The sequence below is a fragment of the Mesorhizobium sp. M7A.T.Ca.US.000.02.2.1 genome (assembly GCF_003996995.1).
Lineage (GTDB): Bacteria > Pseudomonadota > Alphaproteobacteria > Rhizobiales > Rhizobiaceae > Mesorhizobium.
The window spans coordinates 14,836-31,892 of the sequence record NZ_RZTT01000013.1 but is presented as its reverse complement, the minus strand read 5'-3'; the positions used below and the strand labels follow the sequence as shown (position 1 = coordinate 31,892).

The following is a 17,057-nucleotide window of genomic DNA, read 5'->3' as shown; positions in this document are numbered from 1 at the left end:
CCAGAACCCCGAGGCCCGCATGACCGAGGATCTGCGCATCGCCACCGAGTCGCCGGTCGATTTCATCGCCGGCGTCCTCAACGCGTTCCTGTCTGCCTCGACCTTCATCGTCGTGCTGTGGACCATCGGCGGCGCGCTCACTTTGCCGATCGGCGGCGAGAGCATCACCATTCCCGGCTTCCTGGTCATCACCGCGATGATCTATGCCGCCATCACCTCGACCGCGATGGTGGTCATCGGCCGCAATTTCGTCCAGCTCTCCGAGCGGAAGAACCAGGCGGAGGCCGAACTGCGCTACACGCTGACGCGCGTGCGCGAAAACGGCGAGAGCATCGCCTTGCTGGGCGGCGAGGAAGAGGAGCGCAGCGGCATCGACAGGAATTTCGGCCATGTGCTGAGGCAATGGGCGCTGCTGACGGGCCAGCACATGCGCACGGCGGCGGTGTCGCAGGGATCGAGCCTGTTTGCGCCGGTCGTGCCAATCCTGCTGTGCGCGCCAAAATTCCTCGAAGGCTCAATGACGCTTGGCGAGGTGATGCAGGCAGCGTCCGCCTTTGGCATCGTGCAAGGCGCATTCGGGTGGCTGGTCGACAACTACCCGCGTCTTGCCGACTGGAACGCCTCCGCGCGGCGCGTAGCTTCGCTGATGATGTCGCTCGACGGGCTCGAGCGTGCGGAGCAGAGCGATGCGCTTGGACGCATCCAGCACGGCGAAACCGACGACGGTGCCATGCTCAGCCTCGACGATCTCTCCGTGACGCTCGACGACGGCACCGCCGTGGTCAAGGAGACCGAGGTTGCGATCGAACCCGGTGAGCGGGTGCTGGTGGCCGGCGAATCCGGCTCGGGCAAGTCGACGCTGGTGCGGGCCGTCGCGGGCCTGTGGCCGTGGGGCGGCGGCAGCGTCAATTTCCACGCCGACAGGCGACTGTTCATGCTGCCGCAACGCCCCTACATCCCTTCGGGCACGCTTCGCCGCGCGGTCGCCTATCCCGCGGCGGCGGATAAGTGGACGATCAAGCAGATCAACGCTGCCCTCGACAAGGTCGGCCTCGCCTATCTTGCCGACAGGATCAAGGAAGAAGCGCCATGGGACCAGACGCTGTCGGGCGGCGAAAAGCAGCGTCTCGCCTTCGCGCGCCTGCTGCTGCACCGCCCCGATATCGTCGTGCTGGATGAAGCAACCTCGGCGCTCGACGAGAAGAGCCAGGACACCATGATGGCGACGGTGATCCGCGAATTGCCTGATGTCACCATCATCAGCGTGGCGCACCGGGCCGAGTTGGAAGCCTTCCACAGCCGCAAGATCACCCTGGAACGGCGCGAGGGCGGCGCCAAGCTTGTCAGCGACATCAATCTCGTCCCACGCAAGCGCAACCTGCTGAAGCGCGCCTTGTGGGGTTCCGGCAGCCGGGCCGAAAGGCCGCGCAAGGAGTAAGGCGCCCCTGCCCCAGGCGCCGCGCAATTATGATGCGTATATGTCCTTGTAGGTATCGCGCAGCACATTTTTCTGTACTTTGCCCATGGTGTTTCGCGGCAGTTCATCGACGAAGATCACCCGCTTCGGGTGCTTGTATTTCGCCACCCGCCCGGCGATGGCGCCGAGAATTTCGGCACCGGTGATCCGCGATGACGGCGCACGCACGACGACAGCGGTGACACCTTCGCCGAAATCCGGATGGGCAACGCCGATGACGGCGCTTTCGCTAACCCCGTCGAGCGCGTCGATCTCGCTTTCGAGTTCCTTCGGATAGATGTTGTAGCCGCCCGATATGATAAGGTCCTTGCCGCGGCCGACAATGTGGACGTAGCCGTCGGCGTCGATCATACCGAGATCGCCGGTGATGAAAAACCCGTCGGCTCGGAATTCCGCCTTGGTCTTCTCCGGCATGCGCCAATAGCCGCCGAAGACGTTTGGGCCCTTCACCTCGATCATGCCGACCTCGCCCTGCGCAAGCGCTGCGCCGCTGTCTGGATCGGCGATGCGAAGCGTGACGCCGGGCAAGGGGAAACCGACGGTGCCGGCGCGCCGCTCGCCCTCATAGGGGTTCGAGGTGTTCATGTTGGTCTCGGTCATGCCGTAGCGCTCGAGGATCGCGTGGCCGCTGCGCTCGCGCCAGGACTTGTGCGTCTCGGCCAGCAGCGGCGCCGACCCGGAAATGAACACACGGATGTTTTTTGCCGCCTCATGGTCCAGCCCATCCTGCTGCAGCAGGCGCACGTAGAAGGTCGGCACGCCCATCAGGGCCGTGGCACGCGGCAGCAGCGAGACGATGCGGGCCGGATCGAACTTCTGCTCGAACAGCATCGAGGCGCCGGCCATCAGGACGACATTGGTGGCGACGAACAGGCCGTGCGTGTGGAAGATCGGCAATGCGTGGATCAGCACGTCGTCTCCAGTGAAACGCCAGTGCTCGACCAGCACGCGCGCGTTCGAAGCAAGATTCTCGTGGCTGAGCATGGCGCCTTTCGACCGGCCGGTGGTTCCCGACGTGTAGAGGATCGCCGCGAGGTCATCCGGCCCACGCGCCACGTCATGAAAATCCGTCGGCAGTCGCGAGGCCTGGTCGGTCAGCGATCCCCGGCCGTCGCGGCCGAGCGTGACGGTGACGGCGCCGGTCTTTTCCGCCAGCGCGCCGATGTCGGCCGCTCTTGCCGGATCGCAGACGACCAGGCGTGGTTCTGCGTCGCCGAAGAAATACTCCAGCTCAGCCAGCGTGTAGGCGGTGTTGAGCGGCAGGAAGACGGCGCCGGCTCGCAGGCAGGCGAGATAGAGCATGACCGCTTCCGGGCTCTTCTCGACCTGCACGGCAACGCGGTCACCGGGTTCGACATCGAGTTGCAGGAGCGCATGCGCAAGCTGCGCCGAGCGGGCCAGCATATCGCCATAGGTGAGCGAGCGGCCATCATCGGTTTCCATCAGCAAGCGCGCTGGCGCCGGCATCCGGGACCGGAACGCATCGAACAGATGATTGCTCATGAAGACTTCCCTGGGTGCGGCGGCGCTGAGCATGCGCCTGTCGCGGCATGCCTCGGCGGCGAGAGTTCGCGGTTCTTGGCCGCGCCGTCAAGCCCGCCGACAGCGGTTCACGCCAGCCGCGCTCGACGCGGATTGCGAGCAAGAAACGAGCGCAAGAGCCCGCCGGGAATCGGCTGTTATCGCCGAGCGCGTTTGCCGGCGAGTTCCTTCGTTTCGTCGTCCTGCTCGAAACGCTTCATGCACATGGCGGCAGTCAACTGGTAATGGTTGAGCAGTGCCTCGACGGCACCGTCGGCATTGCCGTCCAAGGCACATTCGGCGATCAGGCGATGCTCGCCGAAATCGTCGCGCTGGACACCCTCGCCATCATTGGCCATTTGCCGGTAGCGATAGGCGTGATCGGAGAGCTGGTCGCAAAACCCCACCAGCCATTGCGACCGGCAGGCCGAAATCAACACCCTGTGGAAGATACGATGCAGCCTCTCCCAATCGGGATTGAGCGAAAAGAGATCCTGCGGAGACAGGCGTGACGCGCGTCCCAGGCGATGCAGCGCCAGCACGAGCTGTTCTTCCCATTCGGCGGTGCGGTGGGCGATGGATTCGCGAAGCGCCCGCTCCTCGAGCCAGCAGCGGGTGCGCGTCAGCTCCTCGAGTTCCGACGCACTGACCGGCATGATGAAGAAGCCGCGCTGATCGTGCCGGCCGAGAAGTCCTTCCGAGGCGAGGCGATTGAGAGCTTCGCGGACAGGCGAGGCGCCGGCTCCATATTTGGAGACCACCCATTCGACCCGCAGCTTGCTCTCGGCCTCAAGAACACCACCGAGAAGATCGTCCCGCAATTGCTGATAGACCGTACTGGCAAGCGTACTCTTCGGTCCCGCAGCGTCGTCGTTCAGATTGGCAGCTCCGTATGTCATAGCGACTCCTTGTCCCCAAGACTTGTCCTGGGCGATTCGAGTCCGAAAGCATTCGCCTTCTCGTACTTGTACCATACAGTGCGGGCATTCGCCTGCTCAAGCACAAGATCACGTTATTGTACTTTAGCACGAAGGAATATGCGGCATCTGGAGCTCAATGCTGTAATTCCGCGCATTTTCACAACCTGCGGGAACTTAACATGTTTTGTATGCACGCAGGAGAATCTGTTCTTTCTGTTCTTTTGTATGCGCGCCGGATCAACTGTCTGCTGTGAGGACCCTTGAGGCCGAATCAGGCAGCCGCTCCAGATCCGATGCCGTTGCGCATCAGACCATCACAAGCCTCGGCCGGTACCAGAACCTTAGCCGGCATGCCGGGCTGAACGCGGGAAAAGCGCTGGTTAGCCGGCTGCGTGGTCGGCTGCCGTCCTGATCGCCTGGATGTTCTGACGGTAAGCCTCGACGCTGCCGCCTTTGAAGATGGCGGCGCCCGCCACCAGCACGTCGGCGCCGGCAGCGGTGACCAGCGGCGCGGTTTCGGCTGAAACACCGCCGTCGATCTCGATGCGGATCGGCCGGCCGCCGATGAGGGCCTTGACCCGCTTCACCTTGTCGACGATCGCCGGGATGAAGGCCTGGCCGCCGAAGCCCGGATTGACGGTCATGATCAGGATCAGGTCGAGCCGGTCGAGCACATATTCGACCACGCTTTCCGGCGTCGCCGGATTGAGCGACACACCGGCCTTCTTGCCGAGGTTCCTGATGGTCTGCAGCGAGCGGTCAAGATGCGGGCCGGCTTCGGCATGGACGGTCAAACCGTCGCAGCCGGCCTCGGCGAAAGCGGCCAGATAGGGGTCGGCCGGGGCAATCATCAGATGGCAGTCGAAGAAGGCCTCGGTGCGGTTGCGGATCGCCTTGATCACCGGCGGGCCAAAGGTGATGTTGGGCACGAAATGCCCGTCCATCACATCGAGATGGATCCAGTCGGCGCCGGCCGCCGCCACCGCTTCGACCTCATCGCCGAGTTTGGAAAAATCCGACGCCAGCACCGACGGTGCAATCAGGGTCTTTCTGCTCATGGATGCGGCCTTTCCGAGTGCCCTTCACGTTCGGCCACTCTATCGACTGCCTAATGCGCTCCAGCCGACTTGTCGAGGGCACGGGCGCGGCGGCTGCACGGCCGGAGGTGGCGTTGCGGCGTCCGCGATCCTGTTGCAGCCAATTTCCGCTTGCCTCGGAGCCATAAGAAAACCCGCCGGATTGCTCCGGCGGGTTTCTGGTCTGGCGTCGAGCAGATCGTTATTGCTGCTGGAGTTTCAGGATTCTGTCTGGAACCGGATCCTGCTGCTGTTCGACCTGCGGCCTGCGCCGTGGCAGTACCTGCTGCAGCAGCAGGCCGGGGTTGAGCTCCAGCGACGGTTGCCCGCGGAGCGGCCGGCAGTTCGGATAGCGTCCGATCGTACCTTCCGGGCAGCGCCGCCTGATGATCGGCTGGCACTGGCCGTTGATCATCTGCGAGCCCGGTGCGCATTCCACCTCTTGCCTGGGCTTGCGGCATGCGCCGTTGATCACCTGCGTCCCACGCGGACAGACACACTCGCCACGCTTGTTGTGGACCTGGCCGCGTATGTCGCATTGCTCCTGCGTCGGCTGCTTGCGCCGGCAGGCATTGCCCCGCACCTCGGTACCCCTCGGGCAGACACAATTGCCCTTTGCGTCATGGACCTGGCCACGGATCGTGCATTGCTCAGGCTTCGGCCGAATCGGGCGGCAGGCGCCATTGCGCACCTCGGTCCCTCTCGGGCAGACGCAGTCTCCATCCGCGTCATGAACCTGACCACGGATGGTGCACTGCTCAGGCTTCGGCCGGATCGGGCGGCAGGCGCCATTGCGCACCTCGGTCCCTCTCGGGCAGACACAATCGCCATCGGCATTGTGGACCTGGCCACGGATGGTGCACTGCTCGGGCTTGTCGGTCCTGACACATCTGCCGTTCTCAAGCCCTGTTCCGCGTGGGCAGACGCAACGTCCGTCCTCGGTGCGGATCTGGCCTTCGAGCAGCACACAGCGCTTCGGCTGTTCCGGCTTCGGCACGATACCGCCGCCCGGCGAGCACTGGCCGTTGCGGTAGGTGGTGCCTTCCGGGCAGACGCAGCGGCCGGCATCGTTCATGACGAAGCCTTGCGAGCATTGCTTCTTCGTCTCCTGGCTGATGGTGAAGGAATGGCAGGCATAGGCCTTGCCGCGATCGCCCTGCACATTGGCCTGATCGTCGGAAAGCACGTCGCCACCGCCTTGCACCCGTGTGTCGGGAGAGAGCACGCCGACGCAGTTCTGGCCACTGATATTGCCCTGCAGATTGGCCAGACGACCGTCGTCGGGAATGACCACGGTGACATGATGCACCCGGCTTTCGCCGGCGCCGAGCGACAAATTGGCAATGCAGGACGCAGGCAAGGTTGCCGGTGCCGGCGAGCAGCCGAAGGGCGGATCGATCGACGTGATCTCAACGCCTTCCACCCTGCCGAGACCCTCCACGCCGATCGCATCGCCAATGCGGACCGGCCCGGAGAAGGCGGTCGCTCCGTCATTGGTGATGGTGACCTCGAACGAGCAGGGTTGGCCGAGCCTGCATTCGCGGTCGCCGGTCTTTTCGACACGGATGGTCGAAGCGCCGCCGCCCTTGGCGCAGGCCTGGCCAAAGGGATAGACGACGTCGTCGCCCGGCGCCGGCCCATAGGAGCCGCGCGCGCAGTTTTCGAACGCGCCATTGGCCGAAACCGTCACGTCGAAGTGGCGGCTGGTTCCAGGTGTCATGACGGCACCGGGAATCTGGCACGACAGCGCGTTGGCCGGAACCGGTCCGCACGCCCATTCCGCACCGTCAGGGGTGACGGTCTGGATCTGGACAGGCGCGCCGCCGGCCACCAGCGTGGCGGCATCGTTGACCCGCACCGGACCGGTGGGGGCAGCGGTGCCAAGGCTGATGACGGTGATGCGGCAAGAGATCAGCGCGGCACCGGCGAGCGAGCCGTCGCAGACCTTGGTGATGCGCAGGGTCGGCTTGCCGCCATTGGGATGGCGGAAGCGTTCCTTGGCGCAGGCCTTGTTGTTGGTGAGGTCGTTTTCGCCGGGGATGGGCTTCACCGTCGCGCAATTCTCGACAATGTCCGACTGATAGCCGGCCGGCATGACCGCCTTGACGACGATCGGCGTCGAGCCGCCCGGAGGCAGCGAGATCCCCGCATGGTCGCAGCGGAACAGGCCGGGACCTGTCGGTACGCAGGTCCATGGCGGGCTTGGGCCGAAGGTCGAGGAGGCCGGCGCGCCGGCCGGGTAGCTGTCGATCACCGTCAGCGGCCCGTTATAAGTCGATGTGCCGTTGTTGATGATGTCGATCACGAAGTGGCAGATGCCGTCGGCCGTGCAGACCGGGACGCGGGCACGCTTCTTCAGGATCAGGTCGACCTTCTTCTCGACCGGCGGCCGGCAGTCGCGGTCACGATCGCCACGCCGGCAGATCGGGATCGAGGCGCAGCCGCGATCGTTCGACTGGCTGCCGAACAGCGGCTTGCCGCTGGCGCCGTAATTATAGGTGGCGCAGTTACGCAAGACGCTGCCTTGCCAGCCTCCGGCCGGCTTGAAGCCGAGCTTGAGGTTGACGGAGGCCCCCGGATTGAGCGTGGTTACTGGGTAGGTGCAAATCATCGGGGTGGCGCCGGGTACGCAGACCCAGGGCGGATTGGGTCCTGAATCGAGCGTCGATCCGGCCGGCAGCGTCACCTCGTCGAGCACGATCTTGCCGTGGTAGGCACCGGTGCCGACATTGGTGACCCTGATGGTGAAGTCGCAGCCGCCACCCATCGTGCAACGCGTCACGTCGGCGCGTTTCTCGACCTTGAGGTCCGGCTCCTTGTCCTTGGGCGGGCACCTCTGGTCACGCGGGATGACGATGTCGATCGTCTGCGTGCAGCAAAGGCCCCAGCCTTCCTTCGGACCGGCATAGGTTTCGATGCCGGTGACGATGAGGTGGATGACGTCGCCGGGCGATGCGCCGACGATCTTCCAGTTGAGCACACCGCCGCCCGCCGGCACCAACTGGGTGTCGGGGATGATGGTGACGCCTGATGTGGTCGTCGACACCTGCACCCACTTGCCGCCCATCTCCGGGCCGACCGGCATGTGGTAGATGAAGGCGCCGCCGCCGGGCACGCAGTCCACCGTGCCGCGTTCCACCTTGAAGCATTCCCGGTCGGGAGGCGGTGGCCGCTTATCACAGTTGGTGAGGTCGATCTTGATCGAGGTCTTGGCCCCGGTCTTGTAGTCGCCATCGTCGGGCTTGCCCGGATCCTGCGACGGGATGATGGTCCCGGGGCCGGCTCCGTTGCTGACCTTGATCACACCCTGGTTGTCGATCACGGTCGGCGAAGGAAACGCCGCATGGTCGATCTTGGCCGTGATCTGGAAGTTGATGACGCGTTCATTGGCGGCACCGGCGCCGTCGAGATCAGCGGCGGAGAGCCGGAAATCGGACACCGTTGCCGTGTCGTTCGGACCGGCCGAGGTGCTGATCGAAACGCCGGGCAATGGTCCGCCCGAAGCGTCCGTGCCGTCGCCCGACACATTCGCGCTGACGATCGAAAGGCCGTGTGGAAGCTGGTCCTTGAACTCGATCTTGAGCGTTTTCAGCAAGGCTGTCAGGTCGGCGAAGGCTTGCGCATCGCCGCGCAGGCCAAAGCTCAGGGAGTAGACGACATAGTCGCAGCTCCGCTGGGTGCCTTTCTTGGTGAAGAAGGGCACCGCCCGCTCCGGCCTCGGATTGACGATCTTCGAATTGTCGAGATCGAGCCTCAGTTCCGGGGTGATCGGGGCGGCGTCTTCCGCGTGGCTTGCCACAGGGGTGAACATGGCGACCGCGATACCGGCCGCCATCAGCCAGCGCGCGCCGCGCCTGGCGTATGACAGGGGTTTCATGATCGTCTCCATGACTGTGGATTGCGAGCTCGTCGTGAGCGGGGAGAGTGCGAGATTTTTCATCTTCCCCTCCTCAACGTTCGCAGCTGACGGCTGGGGTTCGGAGCGGCAAGATCATCTTGCAGCAAGGGTAGTAGCCACCCTTGTCCTTGTCGGACTTCCTGTAGAAGCAAAGTCCAACATCCACTCTGTCGCCCGGATAGTGGCCGGTGATGTCGACCGTGTAAGGCTTGCCGGGCGCATGCGACTGGGATGATGTCACCCCGACGCCTGGCGTCCTGGACTTTGTCTCATTCGAAGGTTGGGCCTTGATCGAATCGCCGCCGAAGCCGGCATGGTCATGGAGATAGAGATCGGCCTGGAGGCCGCGAGGCGTACAGTAATACCTGATATCCTCGACATCGATGCACGGAGGCAGGTTGCCGGGTGGTGGGAAATCCGGCGGGTAGAAGGGGGGCAGGTAGCCGCCCGGGATTTCCTCGTAATAGCCGGCGCGGCCCTCGCAAGGATGCCAGACGGCAACGTCGCCGACATGGCCCTCGACCTCCGGATCTTCAAAATAACCGTCGAAGTCGACGAACCAGGAGCCGAAGGGCGGCACGTTGGCCGGCTTGACCAGCTCTTTCGGCGTGATCTGGACGCCATGCACGGCCAGCGGCCCACCGGCGGCGAGCCGTTCGGCGAGTGAAGGATTGTCGCGCAGCTTGTCGCCTGACTTGACCAGCGTCTGCGTGCAGACCGATGTGTCGAGATTGCCGTCGGAATCATAACCATATTGCAGATCGAGACCGCCGGCGGCCTGCCGGTTGCCCTGCGGGAAACCGACCGCATATTCCTGCGGCACTTCGACCCAGACCGATTCCGTCTCCGGATCGTCCGGGTTCTCTCGGAAGTAGCGGATGACCTCGCCTTTGCCGGAATCGGCGAATTGGCTGTAATCGTAGCGGTTCTCGACTGGGCCGCGCTGGGCCAGGTACATGAAGCCGCTATTGTCGAAGGCGATGTCGGTGACGGCGTAGTCCTTGTCGGCCTTGACCGTCAGTTCCCAGCGCGGGTCGCCGACAAAACTGCCGTCGCGGGCGATGCCCACCGACCAGATTTCCGACTTTTCGCCGACCGAGTAGTAGAGCCGGCCGCCATGGTAGGAGACGCCCCAGACGCGGCGCTCGTCCTGCGTGTAGCCCCAGCTGTCGGGGTCTTCGCTGTCGAAGGTCGCTCCCTTTATGTCCATCACCGAACCGTCGTCGGCGACTGGAGCAAGCCCATGCGCGGGACGGCCGGCAACGCCGTGATCGAAGCTGTCGATCAGCCTGCCTTCGGCATCGATGCGATGGATCAGGCCGGTATCGAGATCGGACGCGAAGAACTCGCGATGAGCGGCGTCGAAAGTGAGATTGCCGATGCCGGGACCGCTGTTGGTGTCGATGTCGGCGAATTTGGAGACCTGGCCGGTGATGCCGTCGATCTTCCAGACGGTGCCCGGCCCGCCGCCGTTTTCGGTGCCGAACTGGCCATCCATGAAGATGGCGCCGGCAGCGCCGCGGCGCTGCCGCTCGGGGCGGCCGTCGTCGTCGGCGTCCGGGGTGACGATACGGATGCCGTGCAGCGAGGTGGCGCCGGCATAGAGATTGGGAATGCCCGTCGGAACGCCGTCGCGCACGCCGTCATCGTAGGTGACGCCGAACACCTGGCCGACCTGCTCCGCCGTCACCTCGAAGGGCGGTGGCGTGTTGACGAGCTGGCCGGTGGCTGGTCCGCCCAGTTGCGAGACGTCGACGACGCGCAAGGTGGCGCGCGTGGTGTCGATGAAGGTTTCGTCGACCGGATCGACGCCGGGCGGCAGTCCCTCTTTTTCGGAATCAGGGGGGTCGAAATTGGGAATGATGGTGCCGGAAAATCCGGTCACCGCCATCGAACCGGGATAAATGATCCGGGTTTCCTGCGCCTGCGCGGCGCCCAGCCACAGGCCGAGTGCCAGCAACCCGCCTGGATGCGCAGCGCGGCGCAAGCCGCCAGCAAGAGACGACACGAACGAGCCGCGGATGCGAGACATGACACTACCCCCCGTAGTCGACGGGAGAACGTCGGGTCTGGCCGCGCAAATCAGGGCAAGGCGCGGCGGTCCGGCTCGTTCTTCCCTGATCGAATTGTCTGCTTCCCTCAAGATGACGATACGCCTGCTCTTACGCAGGGTCAACGGAATCAACAGAAAGCCCAGCGCACCGACCTCGTCCCGAAGGCGGTGGTCGCGCCGAGCTCCTGTTGTTCCCGGAGACCTGGGAGTCTCTGGGTTATTGGTCATGGGGGCTTCCTTTCCGGGCCGCACCATGCGGCACCTGGAGATCAGTCGCGGGCGGAGGTGGAAAGGTTCATGGAAGCCTTGCGCAGAATGCTTGCGCGCGATGCCGCCTGTTCTTATATACGCGCCAAGCCGTTCGGCGCCGGAATGCCGGTTGCCGGAACGGGATTTCTTGTGAACAGGGGCTTTCGTCGGAACGCCTGTACGGGTCCTGATAGCCTGCTTAGCGGAGAGACTAGAAAAATGGCAAAAGTAATCGGTATCGATCTCGGCACCACCAACTCGTGTATCGCCATCATGGATGGCAAGGAGCCCAAGGTGATCGAGAATGCGGAAGGCGCGCGCACGACGCCTTCCATCGTCGCCATTTCGGGCGACGACGAACGTCTGGTCGGCCAGCCGGCCAAGCGTCAGGCGGTCACCAATCCTGAAAACACCATCTTCGCGGTCAAGCGCCTGATCGGCCGCCGCTATGACGATCCGGTGACGGAGAAGGACAAGAAGCTTGTCCCCTACAAGATCGTCAAGGGCGACAATGGCGATGCCTGGGTCGAAGCCGGCGGCAGGAAGCAGTCGCCCTCGCAGATCTCGGCCATGATCCTGCAGAAGATGAAGGAGACGGCGGAAGCCTATCTCGGCGAAAAGGTCGAGAAGGCGGTCATCACCGTTCCAGCCTATTTCAACGACGCCCAGCGCCAGGCGACCAAGGATGCCGGCAAGATCGCCGGCCTTGAAGTGCTGCGCATCATCAACGAGCCGACCGCGGCAGCGCTTGCCTATGGCCTCGACAAGAAGGAAGGCAAGACCATTGCCGTCTATGACCTTGGCGGCGGCACGTTCGACATTTCGGTGCTCGAAATCGGCGACGGCGTGTTCGAGGTCAAGTCGACCAATGGCGACACCTTCCTCGGCGGCGAGGATTTCGACATGCGCCTGGTCGAATATCTGGCGGCCGAGTTCAAGAAGGAACAGGGCATCGACCTGAAGAACGACAAGCTTGCCCTGCAGCGCCTCAAGGAGGCGGCTGAAAAGGCCAAGATCGAGCTGTCGTCGACCACCCAGACCGAAATCAACCTGCCCTTCATCACCGCCGACGCGACCGGGCCGAAGCACCTGACGCTGAAGCTGACGCGCGCCAAGTTCGAGCAGCTGGTCGACGACCTGGTCCAGCGCACGATTGCCCCTTGCAAGGCGGCATTGAAGGATGCCGGCCTGAAGGCCGGCGAGATCGACGAAGTCGTCCTGGTCGGCGGCATGACCCGCATGCCCAAGATCCAGGAGATCGTGAAGCAGTTCTTCGGCAAGGAGCCGCACAAGGGCGTCAATCCGGATGAAGTCGTCGCTCTCGGCGCCGCCATCCAGGCCGGCGTGCTGCAGGGCGACGTCAAGGACGTGCTGTTGCTCGACGTGACGCCGCTGTCGCTCGGCATCGAGACGCTGGGTGGCGTGTTCACCCGCCTGATCGAACGCAACACGACGATCCCGACCAAGAAGAGCCAGGTGTTCTCGACGGCCGAGGACTCACAGTCGGCCGTGACCATCCGGGTCTTCCAGGGTGAGCGTGAAATGGCCGCCGACAACAAGGCGCTCGGCCAATTCGACCTGGTCGGCATCCCGCCGGCGCCGCGCGGCGTGCCGCAGATCGAGGTCACCTTCGACATCGACGCCAACGGCATCGTCAACGTTTCGGCCAAGGACAAGGGTACCGGCAAGGAACACCAGATCCGCATCCAGGCATCGGGCGGTCTTTCGGACGCCGACATCGAGAAGATGGTCAAGGACGCCGAGGCCAACGCCGAGACCGACAAAAAGCGGCGTGCGCTGGTCGAGGCCCGCAACCAGGCCGAAGCGCTGCTGCATTCCTCGGAGAAGTCGCTGAAGGAATATGGCGACAAGGTTTCGGAAGGCGAGCGCACGGCGATCTCCGACGCGATCGCGGCGCTGAAGACCGCGACCGAAGGCGACGACCCGGCCGACATCGAAGCCAAGAGCCAGGCGCTTGCCGAGGCTTCGATGAAGCTTGGCCAGGCCATGTACGAGGCTTCGCAGAAGGAAGCGGCGGAAGCCGACGCCAAGGCGGATGCCGCCAAGGACAGTGACGTTGTCGACGCCGATTTCGAGGAAATCGACGAGGACGACGACAAGAAGAAGTCGGCCTGAACCGTTTGACGGCAAGGTAAAGCGAAAAGCCCGGCGAAGGCCGGGCTTTTTTGCAACCCCTTGCAGAAAAACAGCGGGCCTTGCTGAAAAAATGCAGGCAAAGCCGCGTCGACACTGGCATCCCCCTTCCATCGCACCTAAATCGAAGCGTCAGTGCCGGCAAGAGGCGCAACAATGCTTCAGACGTTGAGCATCCGGACAGCGGGAAAAAATGAAAGCTGATTTCTACGAGACGCTGGGCGTCCAAAAAGGCGCCGACGAGAAGGAGCTCAAGAGCGCTTTCCGCAAGCTCGCCATGCAGTTCCATCCCGACCGCAACCCCGGCGATCATTCCTGCGAGCACAAGTTCAAGGAAATCAACGAAGCCTACGAGACGCTGAAAGACCCGCAGAAGCGCGCGGCCTACGACCGCTTTGGCCACGCCGCCTTCGAACAGGGCGGCATGAATGGCGGCGCGCAAGGTTTTGGCGCCGGCGGTTTCGCCGATATCTTCGAGGACATTTTCGGCGACATGATGGGCGGGCGCCAGCGCCGCTCGTCGGGCGGCCGCGAGCGCGGCGCCGACCTGCGCTACAACATGGAAATTACCCTGGAAGAGGCTTTTGCCGGCAAGACCGCGCAGATCCGGGTGCCGGCGTCGATCTCCTGCTCTGAATGTTCGGGCAGCGGCGCCAAGCCCGGCACCCAGCCCGTCACCTGCTCGATGTGCAACGGCCACGGCAAGGTGCGCGCCACGCAAGGTTTCTTCTCGATCGAGCGGACCTGCCCGCAATGCCAGGGGCGCGGCCAGACGATCAAGGATCCGTGCCCGAAATGCGCCGGCCAGGGCCGCGTCACCGAGGAGCGTTCGCTGTCGGTCAACATCCCGGCCGGCATCGAGGACGGCACCCGCATCCGCCTTGCCAATGAGGGCGAAGCCGGCCTGCGCGGCGGGCCATCGGGCGACCTCTATATTTTCCTGGCGGTCAAACCGCACGAGTTCTTCCAACGCGACGGCGCCGACCTGTATTGCAAGGTGCCGATCTCGATGACGACGGCCGCCCTTGGCGGCTCCTTCGAGGTGACGACGCTGGACGGCACGCAGACAAAGGTCAAGGTGACCGAGGGCACGCAGAACGGGCGCCAGTTCCGTCTCAAGGGCAAGGGCATGCCTGTGCTGCGTCAGCCCAATGTCGGCGACCTCTACATCCAGACCGCGGTCGAGACGCCGCAGAACCTGACCCGCCGCCAGCGTGAGCTGCTGGAGGAGTTCGAACAGCTCTCCTCGCAGGACAATTCGCCCCAATCGAGCGGCTTTTTTGCCCGCATGAAGGATTTTTTCGAGTCCTTCGGCGAACGTTGATGCACTTTGGCCAGCCTAAGCCGATTTGCAACGCGTAAATCCTTGAATCGCGTCACCCCTTGAGACGCGACGAAAATTATCTTATCCACGACATGCGTCCGGCCGCGCCTTGCCTAGCACCGCTCAGGTGCTAAGTAACTTTGCGGGGAGCGCTGAGGAGAGCTTGCATGACACGTGGCCCTGGACTGCGGAAGGCGCTTGTCGAAAAGTTCGACGACGAACTCAAATTCTTCAAGGGCTGGATCGACAAGCCGAAGGCGGTTGGTTCGATCGTGCCCACCAGTTCGGTCACCGCGCGCAAAATGGCCTCGATCGTCAATCCTAAATCCGGCCTGCCGGTGCTTGAGGTCGGCCCCGGTACCGGCGTGATCACCCGCGCCATCCTCGCTCAGGGCGTGCGGCCCGAAAACCTCTACGCGGTCGAGTATTCCGCGGATTTCGTCCGTCATCTGCGGCGGCTCTATCCCGGCGTCAACGTCATCGAGGGCGATGCCTTCAATCTCAACGCCACGCTTGGCGACAAGAGCGGGATGATCTTCGATTCCGTCGTTTCCGGCGTTCCGCTGCTCAACTTCCCAGTCGCCCAGCGCATTGCCTATATCGAGAGCCTGCTCGACCGCATCCCAGCCGGACGGCCGATCGTGCAGTTGACCTACGGCCCGATGTCGCCGATCCCGGCCGGCCGTGGCAATTATACGGTCAAGCATTTCGATTTCATCCTTCGCAACATCCCGCCGACCCAGCTGTGGATCTACCGCCGCGAAGCGCATTAATTTCTCGGCGCGGGGTTGTTCGCGGATCGCCAGTGCTCACCGCATACCTTGGCAATGGCGGGAACGTCCCTCGCTTCGTCATCCACGGGCGGAGCAAGGAGCGTAGCGACGCAGCGCAGACCCGAGGATCCATGCCGCGACTTCCGAGCGCCGCTACGGCGCAGAATTCTGTTCCGCTGCACTCCTGGATAGCTGTCACGGAATGGATTCCAGGGTCTCCATGACGGAGCTTCGCCCAGGGATGACGAAGTTGGCGTTGATTTGCTCGATCCTTGGCTGTACCTGTCCGGGAGCAAGGGTGGCCAATGGCAGTGATCCCGAAAATCCTCGTCTTCGCCGGCTCGGTGCGCAGCGGCGCCTATAGCGGCAGGACGGCCGACGTGGCGCAGAAGGAACTTGCCATGCAAGGCGCCGAGGTGACCCGCATCTCGCTCGCGGATTATCCCTTGCCGATCATGGACGAGGACCTGGAAAAGGAAAAAGGCGTTCCCGAAAACGCCCAGAAACTCGGCCGGCTGGTGACCGCCCATGACGGGCTGCTGATCGCCACGCCCGAATATAACGGCTCCATTCCGCCACTGCTCAAGAACACGATCGACTGGGTGAGCCGGGTGCGCAGGGATGGCGGCCGGCCGGTGAGGCCACTTGCCGGCAAGGTCGTTGGCCTCTGTTCGTCCTCCAGCGGGCACTTTGCCGGCATCCGCTGCATCAACCATCTGCGCGCCGTGTTGGTACGTTGCCAGATGGAGGTGGTGACGCCGGAATGCTCGGTGCCCGAGGGTGGCAGCGCCTTCGACGAGGACGGCAATTTCCGTGACGAAAGACTGTACAAATCGATGGAGCATCTATGCCGCACGCTGATCGAAACCTCGCGCATGCTGTCCACCCGGATAGAGACATGATTGCCAGCACCTTGCAGGCCCAATCCATGCAGGAAAGGCTGATCGTCGGCCTCGACGTGCCGACAGTGAGAGAAGCCGAGCAGGCGGTGCGCGAACTCGACGGCGTCGTCTCCTTCTACAAGATCGGCTACCAGCTTGCCTTCGCCGGCGGACTCGATTTCGCCAGGGAACTGACCAGCGGCGGCACCAAGGTCTTCCTCGACATGAAGCTGCTCGACATCGACCACACGGTGGCCAAGGGCGTCGAGAACATCGTCAAGATGGGCATGACCATGCTGACCATCCACGCCTATCCCAAGGCGATGGCGGCGGCGGTGGAAGCAGCGCGCGGCAGCGACCTTTGCCTGCTTGCCGTCAGCGTGCTGACCTCGATGGACGAGCAGGACATGATCGATGTCGGTTACGAGTACGACCCGCATACGCTGGTGCTGCGGCGCTCGGAACAGGCGCTGCATGCCGGCATGGGCGGCATCGTCTGCTCGGCCGCGGAGGCCGAGGCGGTGCGCCGCATCGTCGGGCCCGACATGGCGGTGGTGACGCCCGGCATCCGGCCGGCCGGCAGCGACCATGGCGACCAGAAGCGCGTCGTGACGCCGGGCCAGGCGATCCGCAACGGCGCCAGCCACCTCGTCGTCGGCCGGCCGATCATTGCTGCGGCCAACAAACGGGAAGCGGCCGAAGCCATCCTCGACGAGATGCGCTCGGCCTGA

At 63.8% G+C, this 17,057-nt stretch carries 11 protein-coding genes; 6 read left to right on the top strand and 5 right to left on the bottom strand.

Annotation, left to right across the window (positions count from 1 at the left end):
- The coding region (locus EOD15_RS02780; RefSeq protein ID WP_148129485.1) for an ABC transporter ATP-binding protein/permease at positions 1 to 1,438 on the top strand (1,438 nt) is incomplete at its 5' end.
- 27 nt (positions 1,439 to 1,465) lie between these two features.
- Here EOD15_RS02780 and EOD15_RS02775 read toward each other — a convergent pair.
- From EOD15_RS02775 to EOD15_RS02755, 5 genes are all read right to left on the bottom strand, one after another.
- Positions 1,466 to 2,980, bottom strand: a complete 1,515-nt coding sequence (locus EOD15_RS02775; RefSeq protein ID WP_127320271.1) for a malonyl-CoA synthase — start codon at positions 2,978 to 2,980, stop codon at positions 1,466 to 1,468.
- Positions 2,981 to 3,156: 176 nt separating this feature from the next.
- Positions 3,157 to 3,897: a GntR family transcriptional regulator gene (locus EOD15_RS02770; RefSeq protein WP_127320269.1), complete on the bottom strand. Its 741-nt coding sequence runs from the start codon at positions 3,895 to 3,897 to the stop codon at positions 3,157 to 3,159.
- 401 nt (positions 3,898 to 4,298) lie between these two features.
- Positions 4,299 to 4,976: a ribulose-phosphate 3-epimerase gene (gene rpe, locus EOD15_RS02765; RefSeq protein ID WP_127271687.1), complete on the bottom strand. Its 678-nt coding sequence runs from the start codon at positions 4,974 to 4,976 to the stop codon at positions 4,299 to 4,301.
- Between the two features lie 220 nt (positions 4,977 to 5,196).
- Positions 5,197 to 8,934 carry a DUF11 domain-containing protein gene (locus tag EOD15_RS02760; RefSeq protein ID WP_127320267.1) on the bottom strand — a complete coding sequence of 1,246 codons (3,738 nt, stop codon included), beginning with the start codon at positions 8,932 to 8,934 and terminating at the stop codon, positions 5,197 to 5,199.
- Positions 8,935 to 8,944: 10 nt separating this feature from the next.
- Positions 8,945 to 11,200, bottom strand: a complete 2,256-nt coding sequence (locus tag EOD15_RS02755; protein ID WP_164761689.1) for a hypothetical protein — start codon at positions 11,198 to 11,200, stop codon at positions 8,945 to 8,947.
- 213 nt (positions 11,201 to 11,413) lie between these two features.
- Between EOD15_RS02755 and dnaK the strand changes: the two genes are divergently transcribed.
- The 5 genes from dnaK to pyrF all read left to right on the top strand — a co-directional run bounded on the left by dnaK (position 11,414) and on the right by pyrF (position 17,057).
- Positions 11,414 to 13,330, top strand: coding sequence for a molecular chaperone DnaK (dnaK, locus tag EOD15_RS02750; protein ID WP_023810872.1), 1,917 nt, complete (start codon positions 11,414 to 11,416; stop codon positions 13,328 to 13,330).
- A gap of 211 nt (positions 13,331 to 13,541) precedes the next feature.
- On the top strand, positions 13,542 to 14,672 hold the full coding sequence (dnaJ, locus tag EOD15_RS02745) for a molecular chaperone DnaJ (RefSeq protein ID WP_013528587.1): 1,131 nt from the start codon (positions 13,542 to 13,544) through the stop codon (positions 14,670 to 14,672).
- Between the two features lie 167 nt (positions 14,673 to 14,839).
- A complete protein-coding gene (gene pmtA / locus EOD15_RS02740) occupies positions 14,840 to 15,445 on the top strand; it encodes a phospholipid N-methyltransferase PmtA (RefSeq protein ID WP_023810874.1) in 606 nt (201 codons plus the stop codon).
- Between the two features lie 305 nt (positions 15,446 to 15,750).
- Positions 15,751 to 16,347, top strand: coding sequence for an NADPH-dependent FMN reductase (locus EOD15_RS02735; RefSeq protein WP_127321642.1), 597 nt, complete (start codon positions 15,751 to 15,753; stop codon positions 16,345 to 16,347).
- Positions 16,344 to 17,057, top strand: a complete 714-nt coding sequence (gene pyrF, locus EOD15_RS02730; protein WP_164761860.1) for an orotidine-5'-phosphate decarboxylase — start codon at positions 16,344 to 16,346, stop codon at positions 17,055 to 17,057. The genes EOD15_RS02735 and pyrF overlap by 4 nt, the downstream gene beginning before the upstream one ends.

Excerpts from the sequence above, each read along its gene's own strand:
- EOD15_RS02775 (WP_127320271.1), bottom strand. The coding sequence starts at position 2,980 with ATGAGCAATCATCTGTTCGATGCGTTCCGGTCCCGGATGCCGGCGCCA.
- EOD15_RS02770 (WP_127320269.1), bottom strand. The coding sequence starts at position 3,897 with ATGACATACGGAGCTGCCAATCTGAACGACGACGCTGCGGGACCGAAG.
- rpe (WP_127271687.1), bottom strand. The coding sequence starts at position 4,976 with ATGAGCAGAAAGACCCTGATTGCACCGTCGGTGCTGGCGTCGGATTTT.
- EOD15_RS02760 (WP_127320267.1), bottom strand. The coding sequence starts at position 8,934 with ATGAAAAATCTCGCACTCTCCCCGCTCACGACGAGCTCGCAATCCACA.
- EOD15_RS02755 (WP_164761689.1), bottom strand. The coding sequence starts at position 11,200 with ATGGTGCGGCCCGGAAAGGAAGCCCCCATGACCAATAACCCAGAGACT.
- dnaK (WP_023810872.1), top strand. The coding sequence starts at position 11,414 with ATGGCAAAAGTAATCGGTATCGATCTCGGCACCACCAACTCGTGTATC.
- dnaJ (WP_013528587.1), top strand. The coding sequence starts at position 13,542 with ATGAAAGCTGATTTCTACGAGACGCTGGGCGTCCAAAAAGGCGCCGAC.
- pmtA (WP_023810874.1), top strand. The coding sequence starts at position 14,840 with ATGACACGTGGCCCTGGACTGCGGAAGGCGCTTGTCGAAAAGTTCGAC.
- EOD15_RS02735 (WP_127321642.1), top strand. The coding sequence starts at position 15,751 with ATGGCAGTGATCCCGAAAATCCTCGTCTTCGCCGGCTCGGTGCGCAGC.
- pyrF (WP_164761860.1), top strand. The coding sequence starts at position 16,344 with ATGATTGCCAGCACCTTGCAGGCCCAATCCATGCAGGAAAGGCTGATC.